General features: G+C 65.5%; 15 protein-coding genes. 9 read left to right on the top strand and 6 right to left on the bottom strand.

All coding sequences use genetic code 11. The features are described from left to right. Positions 1-46: 46 nt before the first annotated feature. The 6 genes from R5H29_RS07690 to ykgO form a co-directional block, all read right to left on the bottom strand. Positions 47-1,267, bottom strand: a complete 1,221-nt coding sequence (locus R5H29_RS07690; protein ID WP_111104631.1) for a TraB/GumN family protein — start codon at positions 1,265-1,267, stop codon at positions 47-49. A gap of 4 nt (positions 1,268-1,271) precedes the next feature. Next, the gene (locus R5H29_RS07685; RefSeq protein ID WP_021204152.1) at positions 1,272-1,802 is read right to left on the bottom strand and encodes a GNAT family N-acetyltransferase; all 531 of its coding nucleotides are present in this window, start codon (positions 1,800-1,802) and stop codon (positions 1,272-1,274) included. Positions 1,803-1,815: 13 nt separating this feature from the next. After that, on the bottom strand, positions 1,816-2,703 hold the full coding sequence (locus tag R5H29_RS07680; protein ID WP_049397762.1) for a carbon-nitrogen hydrolase: 888 nt from the start codon (positions 2,701-2,703) through the stop codon (positions 1,816-1,818). A 211-nt stretch (positions 2,704-2,914) separates the two neighbouring features. Continuing rightward, positions 2,915-3,952: an agmatine/peptidylarginine deiminase gene (locus tag R5H29_RS07675; protein ID WP_019661297.1), complete on the bottom strand. Its 1,038-nt coding sequence runs from the start codon at positions 3,950-3,952 to the stop codon at positions 2,915-2,917. Between the two features lie 39 nt (positions 3,953-3,991). Further along, positions 3,992-4,291 (bottom strand): hypothetical protein, encoded by a 300-nt coding sequence (locus R5H29_RS07670; protein WP_227837998.1) that lies wholly within the window; start codon positions 4,289-4,291, stop codon positions 3,992-3,994. 175 nt (positions 4,292-4,466) lie between these two features. Beyond that, complete coding sequence (ykgO, locus tag R5H29_RS07665; RefSeq protein ID WP_005409283.1) at positions 4,467-4,592, bottom strand: type B 50S ribosomal protein L36; 126 nt, start codon at positions 4,590-4,592, stop codon at positions 4,467-4,469. A 197-nt stretch (positions 4,593-4,789) separates the two neighbouring features. Here ykgO and cmk point away from each other — a divergent pair, with 197 nt between their 5' ends. The 9 genes from cmk to R5H29_RS07620 form a co-directional block, all read left to right on the top strand. After that, on the top strand, positions 4,790-5,467 hold the full coding sequence (cmk, locus tag R5H29_RS07660; protein WP_019661298.1) for a (d)CMP kinase: 678 nt from the start codon (positions 4,790-4,792) through the stop codon (positions 5,465-5,467). Between the two features lie 198 nt (positions 5,468-5,665). Next, positions 5,666-7,351: a 30S ribosomal protein S1 gene (rpsA, locus tag R5H29_RS07655; RefSeq protein ID WP_005416230.1), complete on the top strand. Its 1,686-nt coding sequence runs from the start codon at positions 5,666-5,668 to the stop codon at positions 7,349-7,351. Between the two features lie 87 nt (positions 7,352-7,438). After that, complete coding sequence (locus R5H29_RS07650; protein ID WP_180877331.1) at positions 7,439-7,744, top strand: integration host factor subunit beta; 306 nt, start codon at positions 7,439-7,441, stop codon at positions 7,742-7,744. Between the two features lie 77 nt (positions 7,745-7,821). Beyond that, a complete protein-coding gene (locus tag R5H29_RS07645; protein WP_019661299.1) occupies positions 7,822-8,106 on the top strand; it encodes a LapA family protein in 285 nt (94 codons plus the stop codon). A gap of 6 nt (positions 8,107-8,112) precedes the next feature. Continuing rightward, positions 8,113-9,291: a lipopolysaccharide assembly protein LapB gene (gene lapB, locus R5H29_RS07640; RefSeq protein ID WP_019661300.1), complete on the top strand. Its 1,179-nt coding sequence runs from the start codon at positions 8,113-8,115 to the stop codon at positions 9,289-9,291. A 3-nt stretch (positions 9,292-9,294) separates the two neighbouring features. Further along, positions 9,295-10,284: a glycosyltransferase family 4 protein gene (locus R5H29_RS07635; RefSeq protein WP_021204149.1), complete on the top strand. Its 990-nt coding sequence runs from the start codon at positions 9,295-9,297 to the stop codon at positions 10,282-10,284. 3 nt (positions 10,285-10,287) lie between these two features. Then, positions 10,288-12,201: a nucleoside-diphosphate sugar epimerase/dehydratase gene (locus R5H29_RS07630; protein ID WP_019661302.1), complete on the top strand. Its 1,914-nt coding sequence runs from the start codon at positions 10,288-10,290 to the stop codon at positions 12,199-12,201. After that, on the top strand, positions 12,198-13,076 hold the full coding sequence (gene galU / locus R5H29_RS07625) for a UTP--glucose-1-phosphate uridylyltransferase GalU (protein ID WP_134735392.1): 879 nt from the start codon (positions 12,198-12,200) through the stop codon (positions 13,074-13,076). Before R5H29_RS07630 ends, galU begins: the two co-directional genes overlap by 4 nt. 536 nt (positions 13,077-13,612) lie before the next feature. Further along, a partial coding sequence (locus tag R5H29_RS07620; RefSeq protein WP_332329010.1) for a transposase occupies positions 13,613-13,704 on the top strand: 92 nt, incomplete at its 3' end.

The raw sequence follows: 13,704 nt of genomic DNA, 5'->3' as shown, positions 1-13,704 counted from the left end.
ACTGTTCCTTCCTTAAATGCGGAGTATAGCTACGTGTGGCGGGACGTTACCCCGCCACCTTGCCCCACACCTTGAACGTGGTCAGCCACAGGCCGAGCATGCTGCCGATGTTGGTCAGCATGAAGGTCAGCACCACGCGGGTGACGCGATTGCGATACCAGCCCTTCAGGCTCTGCGCATCGTCGCGCAGCTTGAGGAAGTCCTCATACGCCGGCTTGCGCAGGCGCGCTTCCACCAAGGCCGAGAATGCGCCGGTCGGGATGCTCAGGCGGAACGGCTTGAACGGGGCCACCGCGATCGCGGTGAGGATGCTCAGCGGGTGACCGCCTGCCAGCAGGCAGCCCAGGCCCGCCAAGCCGCCGGTAAACATCGCCCAGGTCGCCAGCAGTTCGGTACCCACGCCCAGCCCGCCGCGGTAGAAGCCCACGCCGATGCCGGTCGCCACGATGGCCAGGATGCCCAGCGTGAACCACGGAATGTTGCGCTTCTTCGGTACCGCCTCCAGCTCGGCGCGCAGCGGTGCCGGTGCCTCGGTGTCGGTTTCCAGGTAACGCGCCAGGCCTGCCAGATGACCCGCACCGACAACCGCCAGCACTTCACGCTGCTGCGGGTCGTGTTCCTCGCGCAGGCGCGTGGCCATGTAGCGGTCGCGCTCGCCGATGATGGTCTCGTACAGTGCCGGGCTCTCGCTGGCGAACTCGCCGAAGCTCGATTCCAGCATGTCGCCCTGCTTGAGCTTCTCGATCTCGTTCTCGCCCACTTCCTCGGACGAGAACAGGCCGGCGCCGAGACCGGCAACCAGCTTCAGCTTGCCGAAGAAGCCCAGCCGCTGCGAGGCGCGGCGGAAAGTCAGGCCGACCTCGCGGTCGATCAGGTGCACCGGCAGGTTGCGCTCGCGCGCCAGGTCCACCGCGCGCTTCAGCTCGGCACCGGGCTCGATGTCGAGCTGTTCGGCCAAGCGGCGCTGGTAGGCGGACAGGGCCAGGTTGGCGGCGAACAGGGCGACGCGGCCCTTGCGGATCACCTCGACCAGGTCGAGCTTGGCCAGCGTATCCGGGTCGCTCAGCGCCTGCAGGCGCTGCGGGTCCAGTTCAACGGCAACGGCATCGAAGCGGCCGCTGTCGATGGCTTTCTCCACTGCTTCGACGCTGGCGCGCGAAACGTGGGCGGTGCCCAGCAGGGTGTAGCGCACGCCGTCGCGTTCGACGACGCGCACCGGCTGGCCGGCGAACAGATCGTCGCCGGTCTCGGGAAGGGTTTCGGTCATGGGTTCATTCATTGAAAGGTGCGGTTTCGGCGCCATCGCCGAGCGCGCGCTGCATCTGCACGGTGTCCAGCCAGCGGCCATGCTTGCGGCCGAGGCCACGGAACACGCCCACCAGCTCGAAGCCGAAGCGTTCGTGCAGCTTGATCGAGGCGGTGTTGGTCGGTTCGCCGATCACGGCCACCATCTGCCGGTAGCCACGCGCCACGCAGGCATCGATCAGGGCCTGCAGCAGGCTGGTGCCGACGCCCTTGCCCTGGAACGCGGCATCGACGTAGACCGAGTTCTCCACGGTCCACTGGTAGGCAATGCGGGTGCGGTAGGTGTTGGCGTAGGCGTAGCCGGCCACCTGGCCGTCGATTTCGGCGACCAGGTAGGGAAAGCCGCGATCGACAATGTCGCGCATGCGGCGCAGCATCTCGGTCGCGTCCGGAATGTCGTACTCGTAGGTGTTGACGAAGTCGGTCACTTCCACCGCATAGATCGCGGTGATCGCGTCGATGTCGGCCGGGCCGGCATCACGGATGAGGACGGCCATGCGCGGCTCCGGCTCAGTCGATGTAGCGCTTGAGCAGGTCACCGTACGCGTCGATGCGACGGTCGCGCAGGAACGGCCAGATGCGGCGCACGTGCTCGCTGCGCTGCAGGTCGACATCGCACAGCAGCACGGTGGCGTCCGTGCCGGCCTCGGCCAGGAACTCGCCCTGCGGGCCGAGCACGTGGCTGTTGCCCCAGAACTGGATGCCCGAGGCACCCAGCGGCGAGGCTTCGTGGCCGACGCGGTTGCAGCTCAGCACCGGCAGGCCGTTGGCCACGGCATGGCCGCGGTGGCTCAGCACCCAGGCGTCACGCTGGCGGGTCTTCTCGTCCTGCACGTCGTCCGGGTCCCAGCCGATCGCGGTCGGGTACAGCAGCAGCTCGGCACCGGCCAGCGCCATCAGGCGCGCCGCTTCCGGGTACCACTGGTCCCAGCACACCAGCACGCCCAGGCGGCCCACCGAAGTATCGATCGGCTTGAAGCCGATGTCACCCGGGGTGAAGTAGAACTTCTCGTAGAAGCCCGGGTCGTCCGGGATGTGCATCTTGCGGTACTTGCCGAGCAAGGTGCCGTCCTTTTCGAACACCACCGCAGTGTTGTGGTACAGGCCGGCGGCGCGGCGCTCGAACAGCGAGCCGACCAGCACTACGCCATGCTGCTTCGCCAGCGCGCCCAGGCGCTCGGTGCTCGGTCCGGGAATCGGCTCGGCCAGGTCGAACTCGTCCACCGACTCGTGCTGGCAGAAGTACGGACCGTTGTGCAGTTCCTGCAGCAGCACCAGCTTGGCACCCTGCGCAGCCGCCTCGGCCACGCGTGCTTCGATCACCGCCAGGTTGGCGGCGGCGTCACCGTGGTTGCGCTCCTGGATCAGGGCGACGGTAAGGGGGCTGCGCGAGTTCATGCGGGGCGTTCCTGCGGGAGAAAACCTGCATGTTAGCGCGGATGGGCGGCCGCAGCGTGTTGCGCGCTGAATGGCGTCCGCACACGGTAGCGGGGGGGCCCGGCCGGCCGGGTGTGTGGGGGGGGGGGGGGCGCGCCGGGGGGGGCCGGCGGGGGTTTTGTGGGGGTGGTGGCGCCGCCCGGGGGGGGGGCCCGGCCGCTACCGGTCCGGCTTATGCCTTCAACAGCCCTTCCGGCAGCTGCATGGTGATGCAGTGCAGGCTGCCGTTCTGCCAGATCAGCGAGCGGCAGGGCACCTGCACGATCTCGCGGCCCGGATGGGCCTGGGCCAGCACGTCGCGGGCCAGGTCATCAGCCGGATCGCCGTAGGCCGGCATCAGCACCGCGCCGTTGATGATCAGGTAATTGGCGTACGACGCCGCCAGGCGGCGGCCTTCGTCGATCACCGGCTGTGCCCACGGCAGCGGGAACAGGCGGTACGGCTTCCCATCCTTGGTACGCAGCGCGGCCAGTTCGTTGCCCATCGCCTGCAGTTCGGCGTAGTGCGAGTCGCTCGCGTCGTCGCAGGCCTGGTAGACGATGCTGTCAGGCGAGGCGAAACGGGCCAGGGTGTCGATGTGGGCGTCGGTGTCGTCGCCTTCCAGGTAGCCGTGGTCCAGCCACAGCACGCGGTCCTGCTGCAGCCAGTTGGCCAGGTCGGCGCTCAGGCTTGCCCGGTCGCGGTCCGGGTGGCGCTCGTGCAGGCACTTCCAGGTGGTCAACAGGGTGCCTTCGCCATCGGTCTCGATGCCGCCGCCTTCCAGCGCGAACGGGATGCTGCGCACCGGCGCGTCGTTGAACACGCCGGCCTGGTCCAGCACGCCCACCAGCTGGTCATCCAGGGTGGCGTCGAACTTGCCGCCCCAGCCGGTGAAGCGGAAATCCAGCAGCTGGAAACCGCCGTCGGCACGGCGCAGGGTGATCGGGCCGGAGTCACGCAGCCAGGTATCGTCGTAGGCCGCCGTGGTGAAGTGGACCTTGTCCATGTCGATGCGGTTGGAGCGCAGCCGCATCTCGGCGTAGGTCTCCACATCGTCGTCGGCCACGCAGATCAACACCGGCTGGAAGCGGGTGATGGCCGCGACCAGGGCGATGTAGGTCTCTTCCACCTGGCCCAGGCGGTCAGCCCAGTCGGTATCGGCGGTGGGCCAGGCAATCAGGACGCCGCTCTGGGCTTCCCACTCGGCAGGAAAACGAAGGGTCTGGTTCATGGTCTCGCTACACAGGCCCGCCCACGGCGGGTAAGGGGATCAGCGGATCGGCGGTTTCGGGCCGATTTCGTTCGGGTCCGCCTGGTTGGCCACCACGTCGATCACCTTCTGCTTCTCGAAGTAGACGGTGAACTGCGGGTACACCCAGCGGTTGATGGTCGGCCATTGCCGCTTCTGCCCGCCACGCGGCTGCAGCTGCTCGCTCGGCGCGCCGAACTGCGCCTGCACCTGCTGCATGCTCTGGCCGCGCACGGGCAGGGCACCGGCCGGCTTCTCGCGGGCGCGGTCGACAAGCAGGGTATCGGCCAGCGCCGGCGTGGCGGCGGCCAGGGTGGCCATCACGGCCAGGGCGGACAGGTAACGCTTCATCTCGATCTACTCCCCAGTGGTCAAGAAAGGCGATTACAGCAAAAACGGCAGGAAAAAGCCGCATAAACAAAAAACCGCCCGAAGGCGGTTTCTTGCATCGGGTCGGCCCCGCGTAGGGCCAGCCGCAGCCGGAAGGCTGTGAGGCTTAGCGCTGACGCGCCTTGAAACGCGGGTTCGACTTGCAGATGACGAAGATCTTGCCGCGACGACGGACGACCTTGCAGTCGCGGTGACGGGCCTTCGCCGACTTCAGGGAGGACAGGACTTTCATGGCATACCTCGGCGTAAACAGTAGTTGTTCGGGTGGAGCGTGGCCGCGATATGCGAAAGACAATCGGCAGTTGACGCTCGTTCAAGCCCGCCATTCTACCGGGCTTTTCCTCGTGGTTTCAAGTGGTTGCACAAAAGACCCCGCTGGGGGCGTCTGGCAGGGGCTAGAATGACCCCTTCACACGCTCTGGGACCCCCATGAATCCACTCGCTCCCGTCCTGACCATCGACGGCCCATCCGGGGCCGGCAAGGGTACCATCAGCCGCATCATCGCGCGCCGCATGGGCTGGCATTACCTGGATTCGGGTGCGCTGTACCGGGCGGTGGGCGTGGCCGCAAGCTGGGCCGACATCGACACCTCCGACGCCTCGGCGCTGGTGCGCTGCACCTTCGATACCCATGTTCAGTTTGTCGAGCAGGGCGATGCCATGCGGGTCATGGTCAACGGCACCGATGCCACCGACGAGCTGCGCCTGGAGACCACCGGCGCCCTGGCCTCTGCCATCGCCGCCATCCCCGAGGTCCGGGCCGCCCTGAAGGAGCGGCAGCGCGCATTCAGGGAGCTGCCGGGCCTGGTCGCCGACGGCCGCGACATGGGCACGGTGATCTTCCCGGATGCCCCCCACAAGGTCTTCCTGACCGCCAGCGCCGAGGAGCGCGCCGAGCGCCGGCATAAGCAGTTGAAAGACAAGGGGGTTTCTGTTAACTTTGATGACCTCCTGCGCGAGATCATGGCCCGCGACGCCCGTGATGCCCAGCGTACCGTGGCGCCCCTGAAGCCGGCAGACGATGCTGTCCTCATCGACACCACAGGCATCGGCATCGATGATGTCGTTGCCCGAGTGATGGATCTGCTTCCGGTTCCGGCTGCCTGATCCGTTCGCGCGGGAGCACTGCCAGCCGCATCGGCAGTGGTCGCGCAAAGCAGTGCTGTACCCGCTCCGTCGCGCACTGATGCGTGGCGGTTTTCCTACTACACACGACCTGCGTTTCCGGGGTCGACCAACAGGCGGGCGGTCGCCATTCCCCTGAAGGGGACGCCACCGACCCATGTGTCCAACAGAGTAAATCTAATGACCGAATCATTTGCCGAACTGTTTGAAGCCAGCCAGGCCAACCTGGCCAAGCTGAAGCCGGGCGCCATCGTCAGCGGTACCGTTGTTGAAGTCCGCGGCGACGTCGTGGTGATCAACGCTGGCCTGAAGTCCGAAGGCATCGTGCCGATCGAACAGTTCCGTAACGACGCTGGCGAAATCGACGTCGCCGAAGGCGACATCGTCAAGGTCGCCCTCGACTCGATCGAGAACGGCTTCGGCGAAACCGTCCTGTCGCGCGAGAAGGCCAAGCGCGCGATGGTGTGGGACGAGCTGGAAGAAGCGTTGGAAAAGAACGAAACCATCACCGGCCGCATCAGCGGCAAGGTCAAGGGTGGTTTCACCGTGGACATCAAGGATGTCCGCGCCTTCCTGCCGGGTTCCCTGGTCGATGTGCGCCCGGTGCGCGATCCGGCCTACCTGGAAGGCAAGGAGCTCGAGTTCAAGCTCATCAAGCTGGACCGCAAGCGTAACAACGTCGTGGTCTCGCGCCGCGCTGTCGTCGAAAGCGAGCACTCGGAAGAGCGCGAGCAGCTGATGGACAAGCTGCAGGAAGGCGCGATCCTGAAGGGTGTCGTCAAGAACCTGACCGATTACGGCGCGTTCGTGGACCTGGGCGGTATCGACGGCCTGCTGCACATCACCGACATGGCGTGGAAGCGCGTGCGTCACCCGTCGGAAGTCGTGAACGTTGGCGACGAGCTGGACGTTCGCGTGCTGAAGTTCGACCGCGAGCGCAACCGCGTTTCGCTGGGCCTGAAGCAGCTGGGCGAGGATCCGTGGGACAACATCGGCCGTCGTTACCCGGCCAACAGCCGCGTCTTCGGCAAGGTCTCCAACGTCACCGATTACGGTGCGTTCGTTGAGATCGAGCCGGGCGTCGAAGGCCTGGTGCACGTCTCGGAGATGGATTGGACCAACAAGAACGTCAACCCGTCCAAGGTTGTGCAGGTTGGTGATGAAGTCGAAGTGATGGTGCTGGACGTCGATGAAGAGCGTCGCCGCATCTCGCTGGGCATGAAGCAGGTTGCCGCCAACCCGTGGGAAACCTTCGCTGCCACCCACAAGAAGGGTGACAAGGTGTCGGGCCAGATCAAGTCGATCACCGACTTCGGCATCTTCATCGGCCTGGACGGCGGCATCGACGGCCTGGTCCACCTGTCCGACATCAGCTGGAACACCACCGGCGAAGACGTCGTTCGCAACTTCAAGAAGGGCGATACCCTGGACGCCGTCGTCCTGGCTGTCGATCCGGAGCGCGAGCGCATCTCCCTGGGCGTGAAGCAGCTGGAGCAGGATCCGTTCGGCCAGTACATGGCTGCCAATCCGAAGGGCTCCAAGGTCGAAGGCGTGGTGAAGGAAGTCGACGCCAAGGGCGCGATCATCGAGCTGGCTGACGGCATCGAAGGTTACGTCTCGGCCCGCGACATCGCCAACGAGCGCGTTGACGACGCCACCCAGCACCTGAAGGTCGGCGACAAGGTCGAAGCCAAGTTCGTGGGCATGGACCGCAAGGGCCGTACCCTGCAGCTGTCGATCAAGGCCAAGGACGACGCGGAAATGCGCGAAGTGCTGGAGGAATACCAGTCCTCTTCGGCTTCCAGCGGCACCACCCAGCTGGGCGCACTGCTGCGTGCACAGCTGAACGGCAACAAGTCCGAGTAATCGGCCTTAGGCTGTTCGTTGTTTCCTGGACGGCCCGGGCCTTGCCCGGGCCGTTTCAGGCTGAGATACCCCTGATGTGAGCCGGTAATGACCAAATCCGAACTGATCGAAATCCTTGCGCGCCGCCAGGCGCACCTGAAGGCCGATGATGTCGATCTGGCGGTGAAGTCGTTGCTGGAAATGATGGGCGGATCGCTGTCCGCCGGGGATCGCATCGAAATCCGTGGTTTTGGCAGCTTCTCGCTGCACTATCGGCCGCCGCGCCTGGGTCGCAACCCGAAGACCGGCGAGTCGGTTGCCCTGCCGGGCAAGCACGTCCCACATTTCAAGCCGGGCAAGGAACTGCGCGAGCGTGTCAGCAGTGTGCTGCCGCTGGACACCGATCCGGCCTGAGCCTCCCGTCGCGCCACCGCGTGCGAATCCAGCCGCGAGTCGGATAAGCTACGGACTCCTGCCACTGGAGCTGTCGCATGAAGGTTTTTCGTCTGCTGGTCCTGCTGGCGGTACTCATTGTTGGGTTGATCATCGGTGCCATGAACATGGACGAGATGACCATCAACCTGCTGTTCACCCAGCTCAAGACCTCGGTCGGCGTGGCCATCATTGCCGCGTTGCTGATCGGCGTCATCGTTGGCGCTGGCCTGGTGCTGGTGAGCGTGGTCATTCCGCTCTACAGCCAGCTGCGCCGCGCCAACAAGTCCGCTGCCGCCACGCCGGCACCGGTTGCCTCCCCTCAATCTTTTGATGGACGCTGATCGAAGATGGATTTCGTCACCGAGTGGTTCTGGTTCTTCCTGTTCGTTCCGCTGGCCGCACTGGCCGGGTGGGTGATCGGACGGCGTGGTGGTCAACGCCACGGTGACAACCAGGTCAGCCGCCTGTCCAGCACCTACTTCCGTGGCCTGAACTACCTGCTCAACGAGCAGCCGGACAAGGCCATCGAGCTGTTCCTGCACATCGCCGAGCTGGACAAGGAAACCTTCGAGACCCAGGTCGCGCTGGGCCACCTGTTCCGCCGCCGCGGCGAAGTCGATCGCGCCATCCGCCTGCACCAGGGCCTGGTCAACCGGCACGACCTCAGCGATGCGCAACGCGTGCAGGCGCTGCTGGCGCTGGGCGAGGACTACATGAAGTCCGGCCTGCTGGACCGTGCCGAGACCGTGTTCACCGAACTGGCGCAGCTGGACCAGCGTGCCCCGCAGGCACTCAAGCACCTGATCGGCATCTACCAGGCCGAGCGTGACTGGGAAAAGGCGATCGACAACGCGACCCGTTTCGAGGACGTTACCGGCGAGCCGATGGGCAAGCTGATCGGGCAGTTCGAGTGCGAACTGGCCGAACGCTTCCGCGGTGCCGGCAAGCTGGAAGAGGCGAGGGCGGCGATCGCCCGGGCCTACCAGGCCGATGCGATGTCGGTGCGTGCCGGCATCATCGAAGGGCGCCTGGAAACCGACGCGGGCAATCCGGAAGCGGCCGTACGCGCGTTCGAGCGTGCTGCGCGCAATGATCCGGAGTACCTGCCGGAGCTGCTGCCGGCGCTGATGCAGAACTACCGCAAGGTGGGTGATCTGGCAGGCGCGCGCGCTTTCCTGTCGGAGATGACCGAACATTACCGTGGCATTGCCCCGGTGCTGGCGCTGACCCGCCTGATGGAAGAGCAGGAGGGCGTGGCCCCGGCCCGTGCCTACCTGGGCCGCCAGCTCAAGGACCGCCCGTCGGTGCGTGGCGAGTCCGCGCTGATCGACCTGACCCTTGCTGAAGGCGCTGATTCCACGGCGACCCTGCACGACCTCAAGCACATCACCGACCAGTTGCTGGTACGCAACCCGGCCTATCGCTGCACCCGCTGTGGTTTCGGGGCGCGCACCCATCACTGGCAGTGCCCGAGCTGCAAGGAGTGGGGTACGGTCAAGCCGCTGTTGAATTACGCGGTGCTCTGATCCATGCCGTGGCTCGTGATGGGCGCGCTGCTGGGCCTGGCCCTGCTGAGTGCGGCGCTGACCTGGGCGGCGCGGGGCTATGCGCTGCGCCGGCAACTGTTTGACCAGCCGGGCGAGCGCCGCAGTCACAGCGTAGCGACCCCTCGAGGTGGCGGCATCGCCATCGTCATCAGCCTGCTGGTGACCGCCGGTGTTGCCATGTGGGCCTGGCCCGCAGCGCTTCCGAGCCTGCTCGTGGCCGCCCTTGGCCTGGCGCTGGTGGCGGGTATCGGCTGGTGGGATGACCATCGGCCGCTTCCGGCCATGCGCCGCCTGATGGTGCATTTCATCGCCGCCGCGCTGCTGGCCGCGCTGGTCAGGGTGCATGGTGGCAGCTGGCTGCTGGCCGTGTTGGTCCTGCTGTTCACTGCCTCTCTGATCAACATCTGGAATTTCATGGATGGGATCAACGGCATCGCGGCCAGCCAGGCCGTTGTGGTGGCCCTGGGGCTGGCGCCGTTGCTGCCCTGGCCGTACTCGCTGGCGGCCATCGCGTTGGGCCTGGCGTGCCTGGGCTTCCTGCCGTTCAACTTCCCACGGGCCCGGATCTTCATGGGCGATGTCGGAAGTGGCGCGCTGGGTTATGCGGTTGCGGCGGTGCTGGCACTGGCCAGTGTCAAGACCGACATCAACTGGATACTGCTGCTTGTGTCGGCATCGCCGTTCCTTGTGGACGCGGGCTTCACACTGCTGGCGCGCATCATTTCAGGACAACGCTGGATGGAACCCCATACCCAGCATGTCTACCAGCGCGCGGTGCAGGCAGGAGCCAGTCACGCCCGGGTAACAGGGATGTACTTTGCTTTGGGCCTGTTCAGTATTACAGTGCTTAATGTCTGCTCCAACTTGCAGCCGAGGTGGGAGGCTGCCGTGGCGATCGCGTGGTTCATTGCGCTGAGCGTCCTCTGGCTCCTCCTGCGCAATGGATTGCGCCACCGAAAAGGAAATACCTGACTTATGGCTTCACCCTGGCGGGACAGAATCCTCGGCCTGATGCCGCGTTCGGCCATCGTCTGCCACGACCTGTTCATGGTCTGGGCATGCTGGCAGCTGCTGCACGCAGGGCGGTACTCGATCCTGGCCAACGCCCCCGAGCTCCCTCTCTGGAACGTCGACACCACGCTGGTGCTGCTGCTGCAGGGCCTGGTGTTCTGGCGCGTGGGCCTCTATCGGGGGCTGTGGCGGTTCGCCAGCGTCAGCGACCTGCTGAACATCTTCAAGGCCAGCTTCATCGGCATGGTGGCCATCGTGCTGGTGCTGATGTGGAAGCGCTTCGATGGCGTGCCGATGTCGGTGCTGGTGATCTATCCGTTCGCGCTGTCGGCGCTGCTGGGCGCGCCGCGCCTGCTGTACCGGGCCTGGAAGGACTACCAGGCGCTGCAGTCGGACTCATCCGCGCGTCGCGTGCTGATCCTGGGTGCCGGCCAGGCCGCCGAGACCTTGGTCCGTGACCTGCGCCGTTCAGGCAATTTCGAGCCGGTCGGCCTGCTGGACGATGCGCCGCACCTGCGCGGTGCCAAGCTGCAGGGCCTGCCGATCCTCGGCACCCTGGACGATGCGCCGACCGTGGTCCGTGAGACGGCGGCCAAGCTGCTGGTGATCGCCATCCCCTCGCTGGACGCCGCAGGCATGCAGCGGATCGTGGCCATCTGCGAAAGCACCGGCGTGCCGTTCCGCACCGTGCCCAAGCTCAGCGACATCCTGCAGGGCCAGTCGCTGCCGGGGCAGTTGAAGGAAGTGGCGATCGAGGATCTGCTCGGCCGCAAGCCGATCATGCCGGACTGGAACCTGATCCGTGGCTGGTTGGGCGGGCGTACGGTGATGGTCACCGGCGCTGGCGGCTCGATCGGCTCCGAGCTGTGCCGCCAGTGCGCGCGTCACGGTGCCGGTCGCATCATCCTGCTCGAGATCAGCGAGCTGCTGTTGCTGACCATCGAGGGTGAGCTGCGACGCAGCTTCCCGGACGTCGAGGTTGAAGCAGTGCTGGGCGATTGCGGCGACCCGGCGGTGATCCGCCATGCGCTGTCGCTGCATCCCGTCGACACCGCCTTCCATGCCGCCGCCTACAAGCATGTACCGGTGCTGGAGCGGCAGCTGCGCGAGGCGGTGCGCAACAACATCCTGGCTACAGAGAACGTGGCGCGCGCCTGCCTGGAAGCGCGCGTCGAGCACTTCGTGTTCATTTCCACCGACAAGGCCGTCGACCCGGTCAATGCGCTGGGCGCCAGCAAGCGCTATGCGGAAATGATCTGCCAGAGCCTGGACCAGAAGTCCACGCATACCCGTTTCGTCACGGTGCGCTTCGGCAACGTGCTGGCCTCGGCCGGCAGCGTGGTGCCACTGTTCCGCGAACAGATCCTGCGGGGTGGGCCGGTGACCGTCACCGACCCGGAAGTCAGCCGCTACTTCATGACCATCCCGGAGGCCTGCCAGCTGATCCTGCAGGCCGCCGCCTCGGCGTCGCACGGTGCGATCTATACCCTCGACATGGGCGAGCCGGTGCCGATCCGCGTACTGGCCGAGCAGATGATCCGCCTGGCCGGCAAGCAGCCGTACAAGGACATTCCGATCATCTACACCGGGCTGCGTCCGGGCGAGAAGCTGCACGAGACGCTGTTCTATTCGGACGAGGACTATCGTTCCACCGCGCACCCGAAGATTCTCGAGGCCGGTGTGCGCGCGTTCTCACGTGACCTGGTGCTGGGCAATGTTCCGCGCCTGCGCGATGCCGTGGCTGGTTACGACACCACCAGCATCCAGGAGATCCTGTTCGCGACAATGCCGGAGTTCTCGCCAATCGAACAGGATGCTTACATTTCATCCGCTAAAGTCGTGCCCTTTCCGGCACGTGAGGCCAACAGGCACCAATGAGCAAGCGAATTCGCAAGGCAGTTTTTCCAGTGGCAGGGCTCGGGACACGCTTCTTGCCGGCAACCAAGACGGTTCCGAAGGAAATGTTGCCGATCATTGATCGTCCGCTGATCCAGTACGCGGTCGATGAGGCAATCGAAGCTGGTTGCGACACGCTGGTGTTCATCACCAACCGCTACAAGCATGCCGTGGCCGACTACTTCGACAAGGCTTACGAGCTGGAGCAGAAGCTCGAGCGCGCCGGCAAGCAGGAACAGCTGGAGATGATCCGCCACGTGCTTCCCAATGGCGTGCGCGCGATTTTCGTGACCCAGGCCGAAGCACTGGGCCTGGGCCATGCAGTGCTGTGCGCCAAGGCCGTGATCGGTGACGAGCCGTTTGCAGTGCTGCTGCCGGACGACCTGATCTGGAACCGCGGCGACGGCGCGCTGAAGCAGATGGCCGATCTGAACGAAGCCAGTGGCGCCAGCGTCATCGCCGTTGAAGATGTGCCGCACGACAAGACCGCCAGCTATGGCATCGTCGCAACCGAGGCCTTCGATGGCCGCAAGGGCCGCATTTCGCAGATCGTGGAGAAGCCGAAGCCGGAGGACGCGCCGAGCGACCTGGCCGTGGTCGGCCGCTACGTGCTGAGCCCGAAGATCTTCGAGCTGCTGGAAAATACCGGCAGCGGCGCCGGCGGTGAGATCCAGCTGACCGACGCGATCGCGCAGCTGCTGAAGACCGAAGAGGTTGATGCCTATCGTTTCGAGGGCACCCGCTTCGACTGCGGCACGCATCTGGGGCTGGTGGAGGCGACGATCCGTTTCGCGCTGGACAACCCGAAGCTGGCCGGCCCTGCGCGGGAGAAGCTGACGGCGATGTTGGCGGAATAAGGTTTATCAAGCGCTCCGTCAGCGCCTTGATTGATACGTGATGGGCGGGACGGGTGGGCCTTTGCAGGACACGCGGTAAACCCGTCCATGGGGGCTCGGTCGCCGCATCCATGCGGCGAACGGTCCTGCAAAGGCCCACCCGCCCCGCCTGTCAGGTTTCCTGCTGGCGCGGACGGGAAGGGCGGAATCAAGGGCAAGAGCAAAAGCAAAAAGGCAGCCGATGGCTGCCTTTTTTGTTTCCGCGAGCGTCGAGTCGGGGTCGGATCCCTTTGCGCAGCAAAGGGCTCTGACCCCAGACTTTGACCCTGCCTTTGCTCACCCCTCCGCCGCGCGAAATGTTGGGTGGCGCGGGTGGGTGAGGCTGACCGGGACTGTCAGCGGCATGGGCCAGGCGCATGCGCATGGCGGGTTGGGCAGGACGCCCAACCCCGGCCTTGCTGCGTGCGCAGGATTGCGCACGCTAGCAAGCCGCTGCCAAGCCCCCAGGGTGAAGTGACCCCCGGGAGTTGGACGCCAGATCCAACCCCGAGGGATACATGAACAGATATGACGCTCGTTTCAAACTGCAGGTTGCCAAAGAGGCCTGCAAGACCTCCACATCAGTCAAAGCCGTTGCTCGTCGCCACAG

The sequence above is a fragment of the Stenotrophomonas sp. A3_2 genome (genome assembly GCF_036624925.1).
Lineage (GTDB): Bacteria > Pseudomonadota > Gammaproteobacteria > Xanthomonadales > Xanthomonadaceae > Stenotrophomonas > Stenotrophomonas hibiscicola.
The sequence above is the reverse complement of the archived record's forward strand: the minus strand, read 5'-3'. Positions and strand labels throughout refer to the sequence as shown.